At 74.1% G+C, this 12,890-nt stretch carries 11 protein-coding genes; 4 read left to right on the top strand and 7 right to left on the bottom strand.

All coding sequences use genetic code 11. The annotated features are described in order from the left end of the window. Window positions 1–31: 31 nt before the first annotated feature. The gene (locus GEV43_RS19505) at window positions 32–604 is read left to right on the top strand and encodes a DUF4190 domain-containing protein (protein ID WP_160821919.1); all 573 of its coding nucleotides are present in this window, start codon (window positions 32–34) and stop codon (window positions 602–604) included. Between the two features lie 39 nt (window positions 605–643). On the opposite strand, the gene GEV43_RS53830 is transcribed toward GEV43_RS19505, so the two are convergent. Then, the gene (locus tag GEV43_RS53830) at window positions 644–2,560 is read right to left on the bottom strand and encodes a DUF6350 family protein (protein WP_175250093.1); all 1,917 of its coding nucleotides are present in this window, start codon (window positions 2,558–2,560) and stop codon (window positions 644–646) included. Window positions 2,561–2,669: 109 nt separating this feature from the next. On the opposite strand from GEV43_RS53830, the gene GEV43_RS53255 reads away from it, so the two are divergent. Then, entirely contained in the window at window positions 2,670–3,065 is a 396-nt protein-coding gene (locus GEV43_RS53255) for a LysE family translocator (RefSeq protein WP_254715867.1), read from the top strand. Beyond that, a complete protein-coding gene (locus GEV43_RS53250; RefSeq protein WP_206681540.1) occupies window positions 3,062–3,295 on the top strand; it encodes a LysE family transporter in 234 nt (77 codons plus the stop codon). Before GEV43_RS53255 ends, GEV43_RS53250 begins: the two co-directional genes overlap by 4 nt. 101 nt (window positions 3,296–3,396) lie before the next feature. Here GEV43_RS53250 and sucD read toward each other — a convergent pair whose 3' ends face one another. Together sucD and sucC are read right to left on the bottom strand one after the other, a co-directional pair. Then, a complete protein-coding gene (sucD, locus tag GEV43_RS19490) occupies window positions 3,397–4,284 on the bottom strand; it encodes a succinate--CoA ligase subunit alpha (RefSeq protein ID WP_160821918.1) in 888 nt (295 codons plus the stop codon). 2 nt (window positions 4,285–4,286) lie between these two features. Next, the gene (sucC, locus tag GEV43_RS19485; RefSeq protein ID WP_160821917.1) at window positions 4,287–5,465 is read right to left on the bottom strand and encodes an ADP-forming succinate--CoA ligase subunit beta; all 1,179 of its coding nucleotides are present in this window, start codon (window positions 5,463–5,465) and stop codon (window positions 4,287–4,289) included. A 353-nt stretch (window positions 5,466–5,818) separates the two neighbouring features. On the opposite strand from sucC, the gene GEV43_RS50535 reads away from it, so the two are divergent. Continuing rightward, entirely contained in the window at window positions 5,819–7,657 is a 1,839-nt protein-coding gene (locus tag GEV43_RS50535) for a glycoside hydrolase family 15 protein (protein ID WP_241682955.1), read from the top strand. A gap of 8 nt (window positions 7,658–7,665) precedes the next feature. Here GEV43_RS50535 and GEV43_RS19475 read toward each other — a convergent pair whose 3' ends face one another. From GEV43_RS19475 to pcrA, 4 genes are all read right to left on the bottom strand, one after another. Continuing rightward, window positions 7,666–8,436: a TSUP family transporter gene (locus GEV43_RS19475; protein ID WP_160821916.1), complete on the bottom strand. Its 771-nt coding sequence runs from the start codon at window positions 8,434–8,436 to the stop codon at window positions 7,666–7,668. Window positions 8,437–8,515: 79 nt separating this feature from the next. Beyond that, window positions 8,516–9,058, bottom strand: a complete 543-nt coding sequence (locus GEV43_RS19470) for a GNAT family N-acetyltransferase (protein WP_160821915.1) — start codon at window positions 9,056–9,058, stop codon at window positions 8,516–8,518. 194 nt (window positions 9,059–9,252) lie between these two features. After that, the gene (locus GEV43_RS19465; RefSeq protein WP_160821914.1) at window positions 9,253–9,894 is read right to left on the bottom strand and encodes a maleylpyruvate isomerase family mycothiol-dependent enzyme; all 642 of its coding nucleotides are present in this window, start codon (window positions 9,892–9,894) and stop codon (window positions 9,253–9,255) included. Window positions 9,895–10,463: 569 nt separating this feature from the next. Beyond that, window positions 10,464–12,722: a DNA helicase PcrA gene (gene pcrA / locus GEV43_RS19455; protein WP_206681217.1), complete on the bottom strand. Its 2,259-nt coding sequence runs from the start codon at window positions 12,720–12,722 to the stop codon at window positions 10,464–10,466. Window positions 12,723–12,890 lie beyond the last annotated feature (168 nt).

Raw genomic sequence — 12,890 nt, 5'->3', positions numbered from 1 at the left:
GGCACGCATCGGCACCGCCCAGGAGGAACGAGTGAGTGAGCAGCCGGGACAGGGCGAGGGGCCCCGCCAGGACACCGGCAACGGCATCGAGGCCCCGGCCCGCCCGGGTGCGCCGCAGCCGCAGAGCCCGGGGCGGCCGGGTCCCGGCCAGCCCGGACCGGGCCCGCAGGCGCCCGGCCCCGGCCCCGGGCCGCTGGGGCGGCCTCCGGTGAACGGCCCGGCCGACCCCGCCGGACGGCGTGCGCTGTGGCTCGGGATCGCCGCGGTGGTGTTCTCGCTGTTCTTCCCGCCGGGCGGCCTCGTGCTCGGCATCGCCGCGCTCGTCATCGGGATCAAGGCCCACCGGCGGTCCAGGGGACGGCACGGCACCGCGCCCGGCGCGACCCCCGGCATCGTCCTCGCCTCGGTCAGCCTCGTCCTCGCGGCGATCTCGATCGGCGTCAACGCCTGGCTCTGGCCCGAGCTGAGCGCCAAGCAGGACTGCATGGACTCCGCCAACACCCGCGCCGACGAGAAGGTGTGCAACGACACCTTCACGCGCGACCTGGAGAAGAAGCTCCACCTGCCCAAGGGCGAGCTCAAGGGCTACGGCGACCTCTTCTGAGCCCCCGACTGAGCCCCCGACGCCGCTGGGCCGGGGCGTTCAGTCGTCGCGGGGCTCGTCTCTGAGCACGTAGATCGCGCCGCCTCGGGTCTCGGTGCGCTCGGGGTCGTCCCGGGGCGCGGGGACGTCGGTGCCGGCGTCCGTCGCGGCGGGGCGCGGGGGCTCGCGGCGGGGCGGCTCGTCCGGCTGCGGCTCGTCCTCCAGCGTCTCAAGGCCGGACGACTCGTACCGCTCGGGCCCTGAGGAGGCGGCGGGCGGGGCCTGCGCCTCGGCGGCGGGCTCGGGCCCGGACTCGTCCGGCGGGACGGACTTGGCGGACCGAGCGGACTTGGCGGACTTGGCCGGCTTGGCGGCGGGCTGGGGCGCGGTCTCCTCGATCAGCTCGGGCAGCGGCTCCTCCGCGCGTCCCCGGCCGCGCGGGCGGCGCGGCGCGAGAACGGGCTCGGCCTCCTCGAACTCCAGCGGGTCCGGCGCGTACGGCGACCTGGCGGGCGCGGCGGGACGTTCGGGGGCGGCCGGGGCGGCGGGCTCCGTCCGGACGGGCCGTTCCTCGGCGGGCGGGGCGGGGAGCGGCGCGGCGGCCTTCTCCGGGGCCTTCGCCTGGGCCTTGCCCTTCGTGCGCTTGCGCGCCTCCGCGCCGACATCGGGAACGGCCGGCGCGCGCAGGATCCTCCAGTTGGCGACCCACGCCGCGATCGCCGAGGCGATGCCGACCTCCAGGGCCGCCATCAGCCCGACCTGCCAGGCCGACGGGCCGACCGTCGCCATCCGCCCGTCCCCCAGCGGGCCGCCCGACAGCGCCGCGAGCAGCGCCACCACCGCGCCCGTCAGGGCCCCCGACACGAAGCCCCACAGCGGCGCGCCCTCGTACACCGGGCTCGGCATGGCGCGGATCGTCAGGACGCCGCCGACCGCGCCCGCGACGAACGGCGCGGCGAGCGCGACCAGCGACACCGCGGGCGCCGGGCCCGCCTCGGGCAGCGCCGCGAGCGGCGGGAACACCGGCACCACGTCCAGGAACACCCCGGTCGGCGACACGCTCGTGCCCGCGCCGACCGAGAAGCCCGGCCCGATCGCGTACGCCATGCCCCAGATCACCGCGTTCGGGAGGAACGCCAGCTCGACCACCAGGAGCAGGACGCCGCCGACGATGCCGGGCGCCATCGAGGAGTAGACGCGGTCGGCCTCGCCCAGGTGCGCCGCGAGGGAGCCGCCGACCAGGACCGCGCCCGCCGCCATCAGCACCGCCGTCGCGCCCGCGACGCCGATGACCAGCGAACGGGCCCGTCCCGGCAGCAGCCGCAGCAGCGCGCCGAGGCCCGACCTGACCCGCCGTCCCCGCGCGGCGATCGCGACGACGGCCCGCGCCGCGCCGAGGCCGCCCGCGACGGCGGCGACGACGAAGCACGCGACCAGCGCCTGCCAGGCCGAGGGCCGCAGCGACTGCGAGCTCGCGGCGAGCGCCAGCAGGCCCGACAGCGCCGCGTACGGCGCGGCCAGCGCCAGCGCGACGTGCACCACCCCGGACCGGTGCCGGGCCGGCATCCCGCCGACCCTGATCATCCAGCCGCCGCTGCGGTACAGCAGCGCGCCCGGCAGGACCAGCACGCCGAGCGGCAGCAGCCCGACCCGGCCCGAGCCGCTGGAGAAGCCCGCGTGGTGCGACATCAGCCAGAAGTTGACGGCCGTCCTGAACACCCCGGGCAGGCCCGAGCCGAGCGCGGTGCGGGGCGCGGCGATCCAGCCGATGAGCGTGATCGTGGTGAGCACGGCGAGGCCGATGCCGACGCACCACAGCGCCGCGACCAGGCCCGTCACGTACAGCGGGCGGTTCGCGGCGGGGGCCGCGGGCGGCGCGGCGTCGGCGGGGCCGGGCTCGGCGGCCTGCCCGGACGCCGCGCGCGACGGCTCGGATCGGTCCGGGATGGCGCGCCGTCCAGGGTTCAGGTCGCTCACGCCCCCATGCTGACAGCCCGGCCCCGCGCCGGTGGCCCGCGCGTCCGGCGTGTCGTCTTTGTCGTCCAGGCCCGTTGACGGTGCGCCGCGCCGTACCGCTAATGGGATCATGCTCACCTTCACGCTGGCCGCGATCGTGCTGGTCGTGATCCCCGGCCCGGACATGGCGCTGATCACCCGCAGCGCCCTCACGGGCGGGCGGCGGGCGGGCCTGCTCGCGACGCTCGGCGGCGTGCTCGGGCTGACCGTGCACGGCGCCGCCGCGTCCGCCGGGCTGTCGGCCCTGCTGCTCGCCTCCGCCACCGCGTTCACGGTCATGAAGGCCGTCGGCGCGGTCTACCTCGTGTGGATGGGCGTGCAGACCCTCCGCACCGCCGCCCGCACCCGCCGCGAGGCCGCGCCCGCCGCCGACGAGCCGGAGCGCGCCGCCGTGCCGCCCCTGACGGCGCTGCGGCGGGGTTCCTGTCCAACGCCCTCAACCCCAAGATCGCGCTGTTCTTCGTGACGTTCCTCCCCCAGTTCATCGACCCGGACGGCGCGGCCCCGTGGGCGCGGGCGCTGCTGCTCTCCCTGGTCTTCATCGCCCTCTACCTGTCCTGGTTCGCGGGCTACGTCGCCGCCGTCGACCGCCTCGGCCGGCTCCTGCGCCGCCCCCGCGTCCGCGCGTCGGTCGAGCGCGTCACCGGCGCCCTGCTCATCGCCTTCGCCGTCCGCCTGGCCACCGCCCACCAGTGAACGCCCGCCGCCCCGCCCGGACGGGTGCGGCAACGAAAGACGCCCGGGCCGGGGTGCGGCTCGGGCGTCTTTCGTGCCTTGATCCCCTGGCGGGGACAGGGTCAGAGGTTCTTCATGACCTCGCGCATCAGGCGGGCGGTCTCGCTCGGGGTCTTGCCGACCCGGACGCCCACCTTCTCCAGGGCCTCCTTCTTCGCCTGCGCCGTGCCGGCGGAGCCGGACACGATGGCGCCGGCGTGGCCCATCGTCTTGCCCTCGGGGGCGGTGAACCCGGCGACGTAGCCGACGACCGGCTTGGTCACGTGCTGCTCGATGTAGGCGGCGGCGCGCTCCTCGGCGTCGCCCCCGATCTCACCGATCATCACGATCGCGTCGGTGCCGGGGTCGTCCTGGAACGCCTTGAGCGCGTCGATGTGGGTGGTCCCGATGACCGGGTCGCCGCCGATGCCGACGCAGGTGGAGAAGCCGATGTCGCGCAGCTCGTACATCATCTGGTACGTCAGCGTGCCGGACTTGGACACCAGGCCGATGCGGCCGGGGGCGGTGATGTCGGCGGGGATGATGCCCGCGTTGGACGCGGCGGGGGACGCGATGCCGGGGCAGTTGGGGCCGATGATCCGGGTCGTGTTGCCCTTGGACTCGGCGTACGCCCAGAAGTAGGCCGTGTCGTGCACCGGGATACCCTCGGTGATCACCACGCAGAGCGGGATCCCGGCGTCGACCGCCTCGACCACGGCGTCCTTGGTGAACTTCGGCGGGACGAACACCACCGACACGTCGGCGCCGGTGGCCGACATGGCCTCGGCGACGGTGCCGTACACGGTGACCTCGGTGCCGTCGAAGTCGACCTTCTGGCCGGCCTTGCGGGCGTTGACGCCGCCCACGACCTTGGCGCCCGCGGCGAGCATCCGGCGGCCGTGCTTCATGCCCTCAGAGCCGGTGATGCCCTGAACGATGATCTTGCTGTTCTCCGTGAGCCAGATGGCCATTGTCATGCACCTGCCGCAGCGAGTTCGGCGGCGCGCTTGGCCGCGTCGTCCATGGTGTCGACCTGCTGGACGCCGGGCAGCGCCGCGTCGTTGAGGATCTTGCGCCCGAGCTCGGCGTTGTTGCCGTCGAGGCGGACGACCAGGGGGCGGTTGACCGTCTCGCCGCGCTCGCCGAGGAGCTTGTAGGCGGTCACGATGCCGTTGGCGACGGCGTCGCAGGCCGTGATGCCGCCGAAGACGTTGACGAAGACGGACTTGACGTCGCGGTCCGACAGGACGATCTCCAGGCTGTTGGCCATGACCTCGGCGGAGGCGCCGCCGCCGATGTCGAGGAAGTTGGCCGGCTTCTGCCCGCCGAACTCCTCGCCCGCGTACGACACCACGTCGAGGGTGGACATGACCAGGCCCGCGCCGTTGCCGATGATCCCGACCGAGCCGTCGAGCTTGACGTAGTTGAGGTCCTTGGCCTTGGCCGCGGCCTCCAGCGGGTCGGCGGCGGCCTTGTCCTCCAGCTTGGCGTGCTCCTGGCGGAACGCGGCGTTGTCGTCGAGGGAGACCTTGCCGTCGAGGGCCTTCACCTGGCCGTCGGAGGTCAGGATCATCGGGTTGACCTCGACGAGGGTCGCGTCCTCGTCGGTGAAGACGGCCCAGAGGCGCTCGATCAGCTCGGCCGCGCCGTCCAGGGCCTCCCGCGGGAGGCGGCCCTTCTCGGCGATCTCCCGCGCCTTGGCCCGGTCCACGCCGTCCAGCGGCGAGATCGGCACGAGCCCGAGGCGGTCGTGCGGGACCTCCTCGATCTCCACGCCGCCCTCGACGGAGCAGATGGAGAGGAAGGTGCGGTTGGCGCGGTCGAGGAGGAAGGAGAAGTAGTACTCCTGCGCGATCGCGCTGCCCTCTTCGACCAGGACCTTGTGGACCGTGTGGCCCTTGATGTCCATGCCGAGGATCTGGCCGGCGAGCGTCTCCGCTTCGTCCGCCGTGTCGGCGAGCTTCACGCCACCGGCCTTGCCCCGGCCCCCGGTCTTCACCTGGGCCTTGACGACGACCTTCGAGCTTCCCGCGGCGAACAGCTCTTCCGCGATGGCCCGGGCTTCCTGGGGAGTATGGGTGACCTTGCCGGTGGGCACCGGTACCCCGTACTCGGCGAAGAGTTCCTTCGCCTGATGTTCGAACAGGTCCACGAGGCGTCCTTAACGGATCGACATGCCTATGACCGCCGGAGTGGGGGGTGCACGTGCGTGCGTGCGGCCTGCCACTCTGCGGTCCGCTCCGTCGATGCAGCCTAGTCAACCCCCGTCCATGGTCACGCCGCCGGGTCGGGTCCTCCCGCTACGTCTCGGTAACGGCTGGTCGTACGGGGGTATCTCCCCTTCTTGAGGAGGACTCGGGTGACCCCTGGGGAGGAGGAACGGTTTGGCGGAGTTTGATGTACTTGTTTCCGCCCCGCGATGAAGCCGGGCTTCGAAGCGAGAGGGCCCTCTCACGAGGGATGAGGGGCCTTGAGGGATGAGGGGCCTTTGAGGGAAGAGGGGCCTTGGCCGAGGACAGGGTGACGCCCGCGCGACGGGGCGCGGAGCGCGTGCCGCGCCGCGCCCGCGTGACCGCGGCGCTGCTCCTCGTCGCCGCGCTGGTCTCCACCTGCGGCGCCCAGGGCTCCACCCGGCCCGGCGCGGGATGGGCGAGCCCCGGCCTGGTCGGCGGCGGAGGCTGGCCGTTCAACGGCTCCCCGCTCTCCCCGATCGACGCGCCCGGCGCCTCGTACCTGCGCGACAGCTCCGTCGTACGGCTCGGGAACGGGCAGATCCGGCTGATCCCGTTCGGCTCCGACACCCCGACGACCGTCGAGCCGTCCGACTCCCGAGTGAGCGCGGCGGTCCGTTCGGACGGCGAGTGGCTCGCGCACGGAACCGTTCCGGGGTACGGCGTCCCGGCGCCCGGTTCGAGCGCGGCGGTCACCGGCGCCGCCGCGCCCCGTTCCGTGCCGCGCGTCCCCGCGCCCCCGCGCCCGCCCGCGTCCCCGCAGGCCGGCGCCCCGACGGCGGCGCAGCCTCGCGGCGTCTGGACGCGGTCGCCCGAACGGCCCGGAGGCGCGGCGGTCGGCCGGGGCGGCGCCTCGGCCCCCGCTCCGGACGCGGCCCCGCCGGACGGCCCGCTGGGCCGGACCGGTGACCTGCTGCTCCCGCCCCCCGACCTCGTCGCGCCCCGTCCCGTACCGCCGGCGGCGCGGCCGGAGCCGCAGCCGGGAGGCGAGCGGCCGGGCGGTCCGTCCGCGGAGCCGGAGGGCGCCGCGAGCCCCGAGGAGCGCGCGGCGGCCGAAGAGCAGCGGGCCCGCGCGACCGGCTACCGCGACATGGCGGCCCGCTCCCTGCTCGACCTGCGGCTGCTCACCCGTCCGAACGGCGCGTCGCTCGCGTCGTGGTTCGGCGCCTGGCGGTACTGCTGGCCGCGCGACTCGGCGTTCGCCGCCGCCGCGTTCGCGGTGACCGGGCATCCGTCGGAGGCGCGGCGGGTGCTGCGGTTCCTGGCGCGCGTCCAGCACCAGAACGGGCTGTGGGCCGCGCGCTACAACGCCGACGGCAGCGCCGTGACGGACGGGCGCCCGCCGCAGCTCGACTCGCTCGGGTGGGTGCTGTGGTCGAGCTGGCTGTTCCGCGCCGAGCAGCCGGAGGAGGAGCTGCCGGAGCTGTGGCCGATGGTGCGGCGCGCCGCCGACCACCTCGCCGGGTCGCTCGGCCGCGACGGCCTGCCGCCGCCCTCGTCCGACTACATGGAGCGCGGCTCGGGGCGCGAGCAGGACCCGAACCGGCCGACGCTCGGCGTGGTCGGGCCCGTCCTCGCGGGCCTGCGGTCGGCGGCGGCGATCGCCGACGGGTACGGCAAGGACGGGCAGGCCGCCAAGTGGCGTTCGGCCGCGCACCGGCTGTCGGACGCGGTCGCCCGGCACTTCACCCCGCACGGCTACCCGCGCTCCCCCGTGGCGGGCGGGCTGATGGACACCTCCGTCACGTTCCTGTCGCCGCCGTTCGCCCCGGCCGACCCGGGCGTCAGCTCGGCGGTCGAGAACGCGGCGGAGAAGCTCAGGCTGCCGAACGGCGGCGTCCTGCCGGGCGAGAAGTGGCCCGGCCACAAGCTGGTCGCGTGGACGCCGGAGATGGCGCTGTTCACGCTGTCGGCGGCGACGTCGGGCCGTACGGACGAGGCGCTCGGACGCCTGGACTGGCTGTCGCGGCACCGCACGTCCCTCGGCGTCCTGCCGGAGAAGGTCGGCGAACGCGGCCAGCCCGCCGGGGTCGCGCCGCTCGGGTGGACGGCGTCGATGGTCGTGCTCAGCCTCGCCGCCCTCGAACGGCCGCTCCCCGTACCGCCCGCCTGACGCGCCGTTCAGGCGAGGAACTGCTCGTACCCGAGCTTGACCACCAGGGCCGACACCACGCACAGCAGGACGACCCGTACGAACCCGGCGCCGCGGCTGATCGCCATGCGGGCGCCGAGCTGGGCGCCGACGATGTTGCAGCACGCCATCCCGAGGCCGAGCGCCCACAGCACGTGGCCCTGCGCGGCGAACACGGCCAGCGCGCCCAGGTTGGTGCCGGTGTTGATGATCTTGGCGTTGGCGGAGGCGTTGACGAAGTCGACGCCGAGCAGCGCGGTGAACGCCAGCACGAGGAACGTCCCGGTGCCGGGCCCGACCAGCCCGTCGTAGAACGCGATCAGCACGCCGGGGATCAGCACCGCCGCCGCCACCCTGCGCCGCGTCCGCAGCACCAGGCCCGGCACCCGGCCGAGGTCGGGCCTCAGCACCACGATCGCCGCCACCGCCAGCAGCACCACCATGATCACGGGCTTGAGCAGGGCGGAGGAGATCGCGGCGGCGCACAGCGCGCCGCCCGCCGCGCAGCAGACCGCGATCCCGGCGGCGGGCAGCGCGACGTCCAGGTCGGGCTTGGCCTTGCGCAGGTAGGCGACCGCCGCCGAGGACGTTCCGGCGATCGAGCCGAGCTTGTTGGTGGCGAGCGCCGTCGCGACCGGCTGCCCCGGGTTGAGCAGCATCAGCGCCGGGAGCTGGATCAGCCCGCCCCCGCCGACCACCGCGTCCACCCATCCAGCCGCCAGCGCGGCGAGCAGCAGCAGGCACACCTGCTCAACGTGCACGTGGGGCTCCCGGGGGGTAAGGAGTCAACTTCGTTAACGCGCATGAACCTACTCGGTCACGCGCACCACCCGGCACGCGCTAGGCGGGCCACTCCTCCGCGAGCAGCGCCCACACCTGCACGTCCCGCCGCCGCCCGTCCAGCACGTAGGCGCTCCGCAGCGTCGCCTCCAGCGTGAACCCGAGCCGCCGCGCCGCCGCCGCGCTCCGCTCGTTGCCCGGGTCGCAGCGCCACTCGACCCGCGCGATCCCCCGCGTCCGCACCGCCCAGTCGATCATGTGCCGCACGGCCCGCGTCACCAGCCCGCGCCCCCGCCCGGCCGCGCCCATCCAGACGCCGACCTCGCACACCCCGGCCTCGGCGTCGAACTCCCGGAACAGCGTCCCGCCGCTCAGCTCCCCGTCGATCCAGATCCCGAAGATCCGCCCGCCCCCGGCCGCCTGCCGCTCGGCGTACCCCTGGAGATAGGCCCGCGCGCTCTCCTCGTCCACCACGGTCTTGGCGAACGGGATCCAGGGCAGCAGATCGCCCCGAACCCGGTCCACGTGCGCGGCGAACTCCCCCGCCGACCACGGTTCCAACGGCCGAAGCTCGGCCCCTTCCGCGAGCCGCAGTCCGAACACGCCGCCTCCTCCAGATCTCCGTGCACCCTAACCCGTGAAGATCACCACGGCCGACCGTGGAGCGCGGTCAGTGGCGGGTCCTGGCCCAGGTGCGAATGGTTTCGGCGGTTTCCTGCGTGAGGCCGGTGGCGGCCGTCTCGGCGGGGGCCAGCCAGCGGTAGGCCGAGTGCTCGGGTGACAGAGTGATCGGCGGGTCAGGGGGCCAAGCGGGTTCGGAGGGTGGGGGTGCCTTCGCCTTGGAGGTCGGGGAGGGCCGCGGGGCGGCCGGTGATGGCGAGGAGGAGGGCTTCGGCGGGGCCCCGGACGGCGGGTCCCGTGCCGTGGGACCAGTCGAGGTCGGTCGCCTGCCAGGACAGGCCGCTGAGGACGCCCTTGGCGACGAAGCCGACGGTCCGCTGCTCGGTGAGGAAGCGCAGGGCGGCGAGCAGGGGGCTCTCGGGGATGCGGCGGCTCAGGCCGAGGGGGCGCCTGATGTCCTGGCCGTGGACGAGGATGTCGGTCAGCGGGCCCTCCGGCCCGCGCAGGCGGGACCGCTGGCCGGCCTTGCGGCGCAGGGCTCCGGCGAGTTCCGGTACGGGGCGGGACGCGACGAGCGCCGTGCACTTGCGGCTGGCGGCGTGCACGTCGCCCCGGCTGGCGAGCACCGTCCAGACGAACGACGGCATCCCGACCTCCACCGCCGCCACCAGGTGCGCCGCGACGTCCCGTACGGTCCAGGCGGCGCACAGGCTCGGGGTGGCGAGCTGGCCGGGCGTCAGGGTGTCCAGCAGGTCCGCGAGGCCGCGGCGTTCGTCCGCGACCGCGTCCCAGAGCCCGATGGTGCCGACCGTTGCCATGTAAGGGGAACGACCGCGCGGGGGGCGCTCGTTCCCGGGCCAGGCTCTGATCATGGTCAGGGCACCGGTGTTCGACGTGTTCGGGACGGTCGTGGACCGGCACGGCGGCATCGCCGAGGACCTGGCCGTCCGGCTGCTCTGAGGCCCCGTCAGCCGAGCGGGCGGTCGTCCAGGTGGGCGCCGTAGAAGTCGGCCTGGCGGGCCATGATCTCGCGCATCGAGGCGCCGCGCGGCACGCCGTAGACGGTGCCGGGGAAGTCCATCTCGCGCTGGACCTCCCACAGCTCGTCGTGGCGGCCGGGCGGGAACGCCTCGGCCGGGTCGCCCGCGGCGATCCAGCCGATGGGCAGGACCGCGCCGGGGCCAGCCGCGAGTTGACGTGCAGGACGCTGTTGATCCGCAGCTCGGAACGGGCGCCCGCGACGGCGCCGGGGAACACCGACGCGCCGGTCGCGACGAAGACCTCGTCCTCGATCGTCGCGCCGTTGACGTGGGCGTGCGGCCCGATCAGGACGGCGTCGCCGATGACGGCGGGGCGACGGCCCCTGTGCTCGATCAGCAACGGCCCGTCAGAGCTTCTCGACCGGGGCGTAGCGCAGGACCAGGCGCTTGACGCCGTACTCGCCGCCGAAGTCGACGCTGGCCGCCGCCTTCTCGCCGCCGCCGTCGACGGAGACGACCGTGCCCAGCCCGAACGAGTCGTGCGTGACCTTGTCGCCCGGCGACAGGGACGGGACGGCGCGGTTGCCCGGGGAGCGGACGCCGGGGCGGGACGCCATCGACGCCATCGCGGGGGACGTGGTGGACGTCTCGCGCTCCCACTCCATGAGCGACGGCGGGACCTCGCCGAGGAACCGCGACGGCGGGTTGACCTGCGGGGCGCCCCACGAGCTGCGCATGGTGGCGCGGCTCAGGTAGAGGCGCTGCCGGGCGCGGGTGATGCCGACGTAGGCGAGGCGGCGCTCCTCTTCGAGCTCCTTGGGGTTGCTCATGGCGCGCAGGTGCGGGAAGACCCCGTCCTCCATGCCGGTGAGGAACACGACCGGGAACTCCAGGCCCTTCGCGGTGTGCAGGGTCATCAGCGTGACGACGCCCTGCTCGGTCTCCTCCGGCTGCTCGCCGGGCGGGACGGGCGCGCCCTTGGCGCCGCCGGGGATCGAGTCGGCGTCGGCGACGAGCGCGACCTGCTCCAGGAAGTCGGGCAGGCGGCCCTCGGCGGACTCGCCGTCGAGGCGCTCCTCGAACTCGCGGGCGACGGCCTCCATCTCCTGGAGGTTCTCCACGCGGGTCTCGTCCTGCGGGTCCTTGGACGCCTGGAGCTCAGCGAGGTAGCCGCTCTTGGTCAGCACCTGGTCGACCAGCTCGGCGGGCGTCGCCGACTCCGCCGCGCCGCGCAGTTCGTCGAGGAGCGCGACGAACTCGCGGACCGCGTTGATCGAACGGGTCGCCATGCCCGGCACGTCCTCGGGGCGGCGCAGCGCCTGCCAGAACGAGATCCGCTCGCGCGACGCGTACGCCTCGACGCACGCCTCGGCGCGGTCGCCGATGCCCCGCTTGGGCACGTTGAGGACGCGGCGCAGCGAGACGGTGTCCTCGGGGTTGGCGAGAACGCGCAGGTAGGCGAGCAGGTCGCGGATCTCCTTGCGCTCGTAGAAGCGGACGCCGCCGACGACCTTGTAGGGCAGGCCGACGCGGATGAACACCTCTTCGAAGACGCGGGACTGCGCGTTGGTGCGGTAGAAGATCGCGACGTCGCCGGGGCGGGCGTCGCCCGCGTCGGTGAGCTTGTCGGTCTCGTGCGCGACGAACGCGGCCTCGTCGTGCTCGTTGTCGGCCACATAGCCGATGATCTTGTGGCCCTCGCCCTGGTCGGACCAGAGCTTCTTCGGCTTGCGGTCGGCGTTGCGCTCGATCACCGCGTTGGCCGCCGACAGGATCGTCTGCGTGGAGCGGTAGTTCTGCTCCAGCAGGATCGTGGTGGCGTCGGGGTAGTCGCGCTCGAACTCCAGGATGTTGCGGATCGTCGCGCCGCGGAACGCGTAGATCGACTGGTCGGCGTCGCCCACCACGCACAGCTCGGCGGGGCCCACCCCCTCGACCGGGGCGGTCAGCTCGCGGACCAGCTCGTACTGCGCGTGGTTGGTGTCCTGGTACTCGTCGACCATGACGTGCCGGAACCGCCGCCGGTAGTGCTCGGCGGCCTCCGGGAAGACCTGGAGCAGGTTGACCGTCATCATGATCAGGTCGTCGAAGTCCATCGCGCCGGCCTGCTGGAGCCGCGCCTGGTACATCTCGTACGCCTCGGCGAGCGTCTGCTCCATGTGCGTGGACGCCCGCGCCTTGTAGGTCTCGTAGTCGATCAGCTCGTTCTTGAGGTTGGAGACCTGGGCGGAGAACGACTTCGGCGGATAGCGCTTGGGGTCGAGGTCGAGCTCGCGGCAGACCAGGGCCATCAGCCGCCGCGCGTCGGCCTGGTCGTAGATCGAGAAGCTCGTCGGGAAGCCCAGCCGCTTGGCCTCGCGCCGCAGGATGCGCACGCACGCCGAGTGGAACGTCATCACCCACATCGCGCGCGAGCGCGGGCCGACCAGGTCGTCCACCCGCTCCTTCATCTCGGCGGCGGCCTTGTTGGTGAACGTGATCGCCAGGATCTGCCCGGGGTGGACGTCGCGCTCGCCCAGCAGGTAGGCGATGCGGTGGGTCAGCACGCGGGTCTTGCCCGAGCCGGCGCCCGCGACGATCAGCAGGGGTCCGCCGGAGTGCTCGACGGCGGCGCGCTGCTGCGGGTTGAGGCCATCGAGCAAGGGGTGGGCTTCGGTCTTCGACATCATGTGCGAGTCTACGGCCCGCCGCGGACGAAATGCCGCCACTCCGGCCGCCGCGCACGTTCGCGGAACCGTCCGCGGGGCGCCGCCGCCCGGCCCGCGACATGGGTGTCCGGCCGGTCGCTCCTGGTCATCGGTCCGGATGCGGACAAACGATCGGGGACGCCGTTC

The organism is Actinomadura sp. J1-007 (genome assembly GCF_009793335.1).
Classification (GTDB): domain Bacteria; phylum Actinomycetota; class Actinomycetes; order Streptosporangiales; family Streptosporangiaceae; genus Spirillospora; species Spirillospora yumaensis.
This window is presented reverse-complemented; position numbering and strand designations above follow the sequence as displayed.

Bases quoted from the DNA above. Each gene is read 5' to 3' on its own strand.
- GEV43_RS53255 (WP_254715867.1), top strand. From the start codon at position 2,670: ATGCTCACCTTCACGCTGGCCGCGATCGTGCTGGTCGTGATCCCCGGC.
- sucD (WP_160821918.1), bottom strand. From the start codon at position 4,284: ATGGCCATCTGGCTCACGGAGAACAGCAAGATCATCGTTCAGGGCATC.
- pcrA (WP_206681217.1), bottom strand. From the start codon at position 12,722: ATGTCGAAGACCGAAGCCCACCCCTTGCTCGATGGCCTCAACCCGCAG.
- GEV43_RS19465 (WP_160821914.1), bottom strand. From the start codon at position 9,894: ATGGCAACGGTCGGCACCATCGGGCTCTGGGACGCGGTCGCGGACGAA.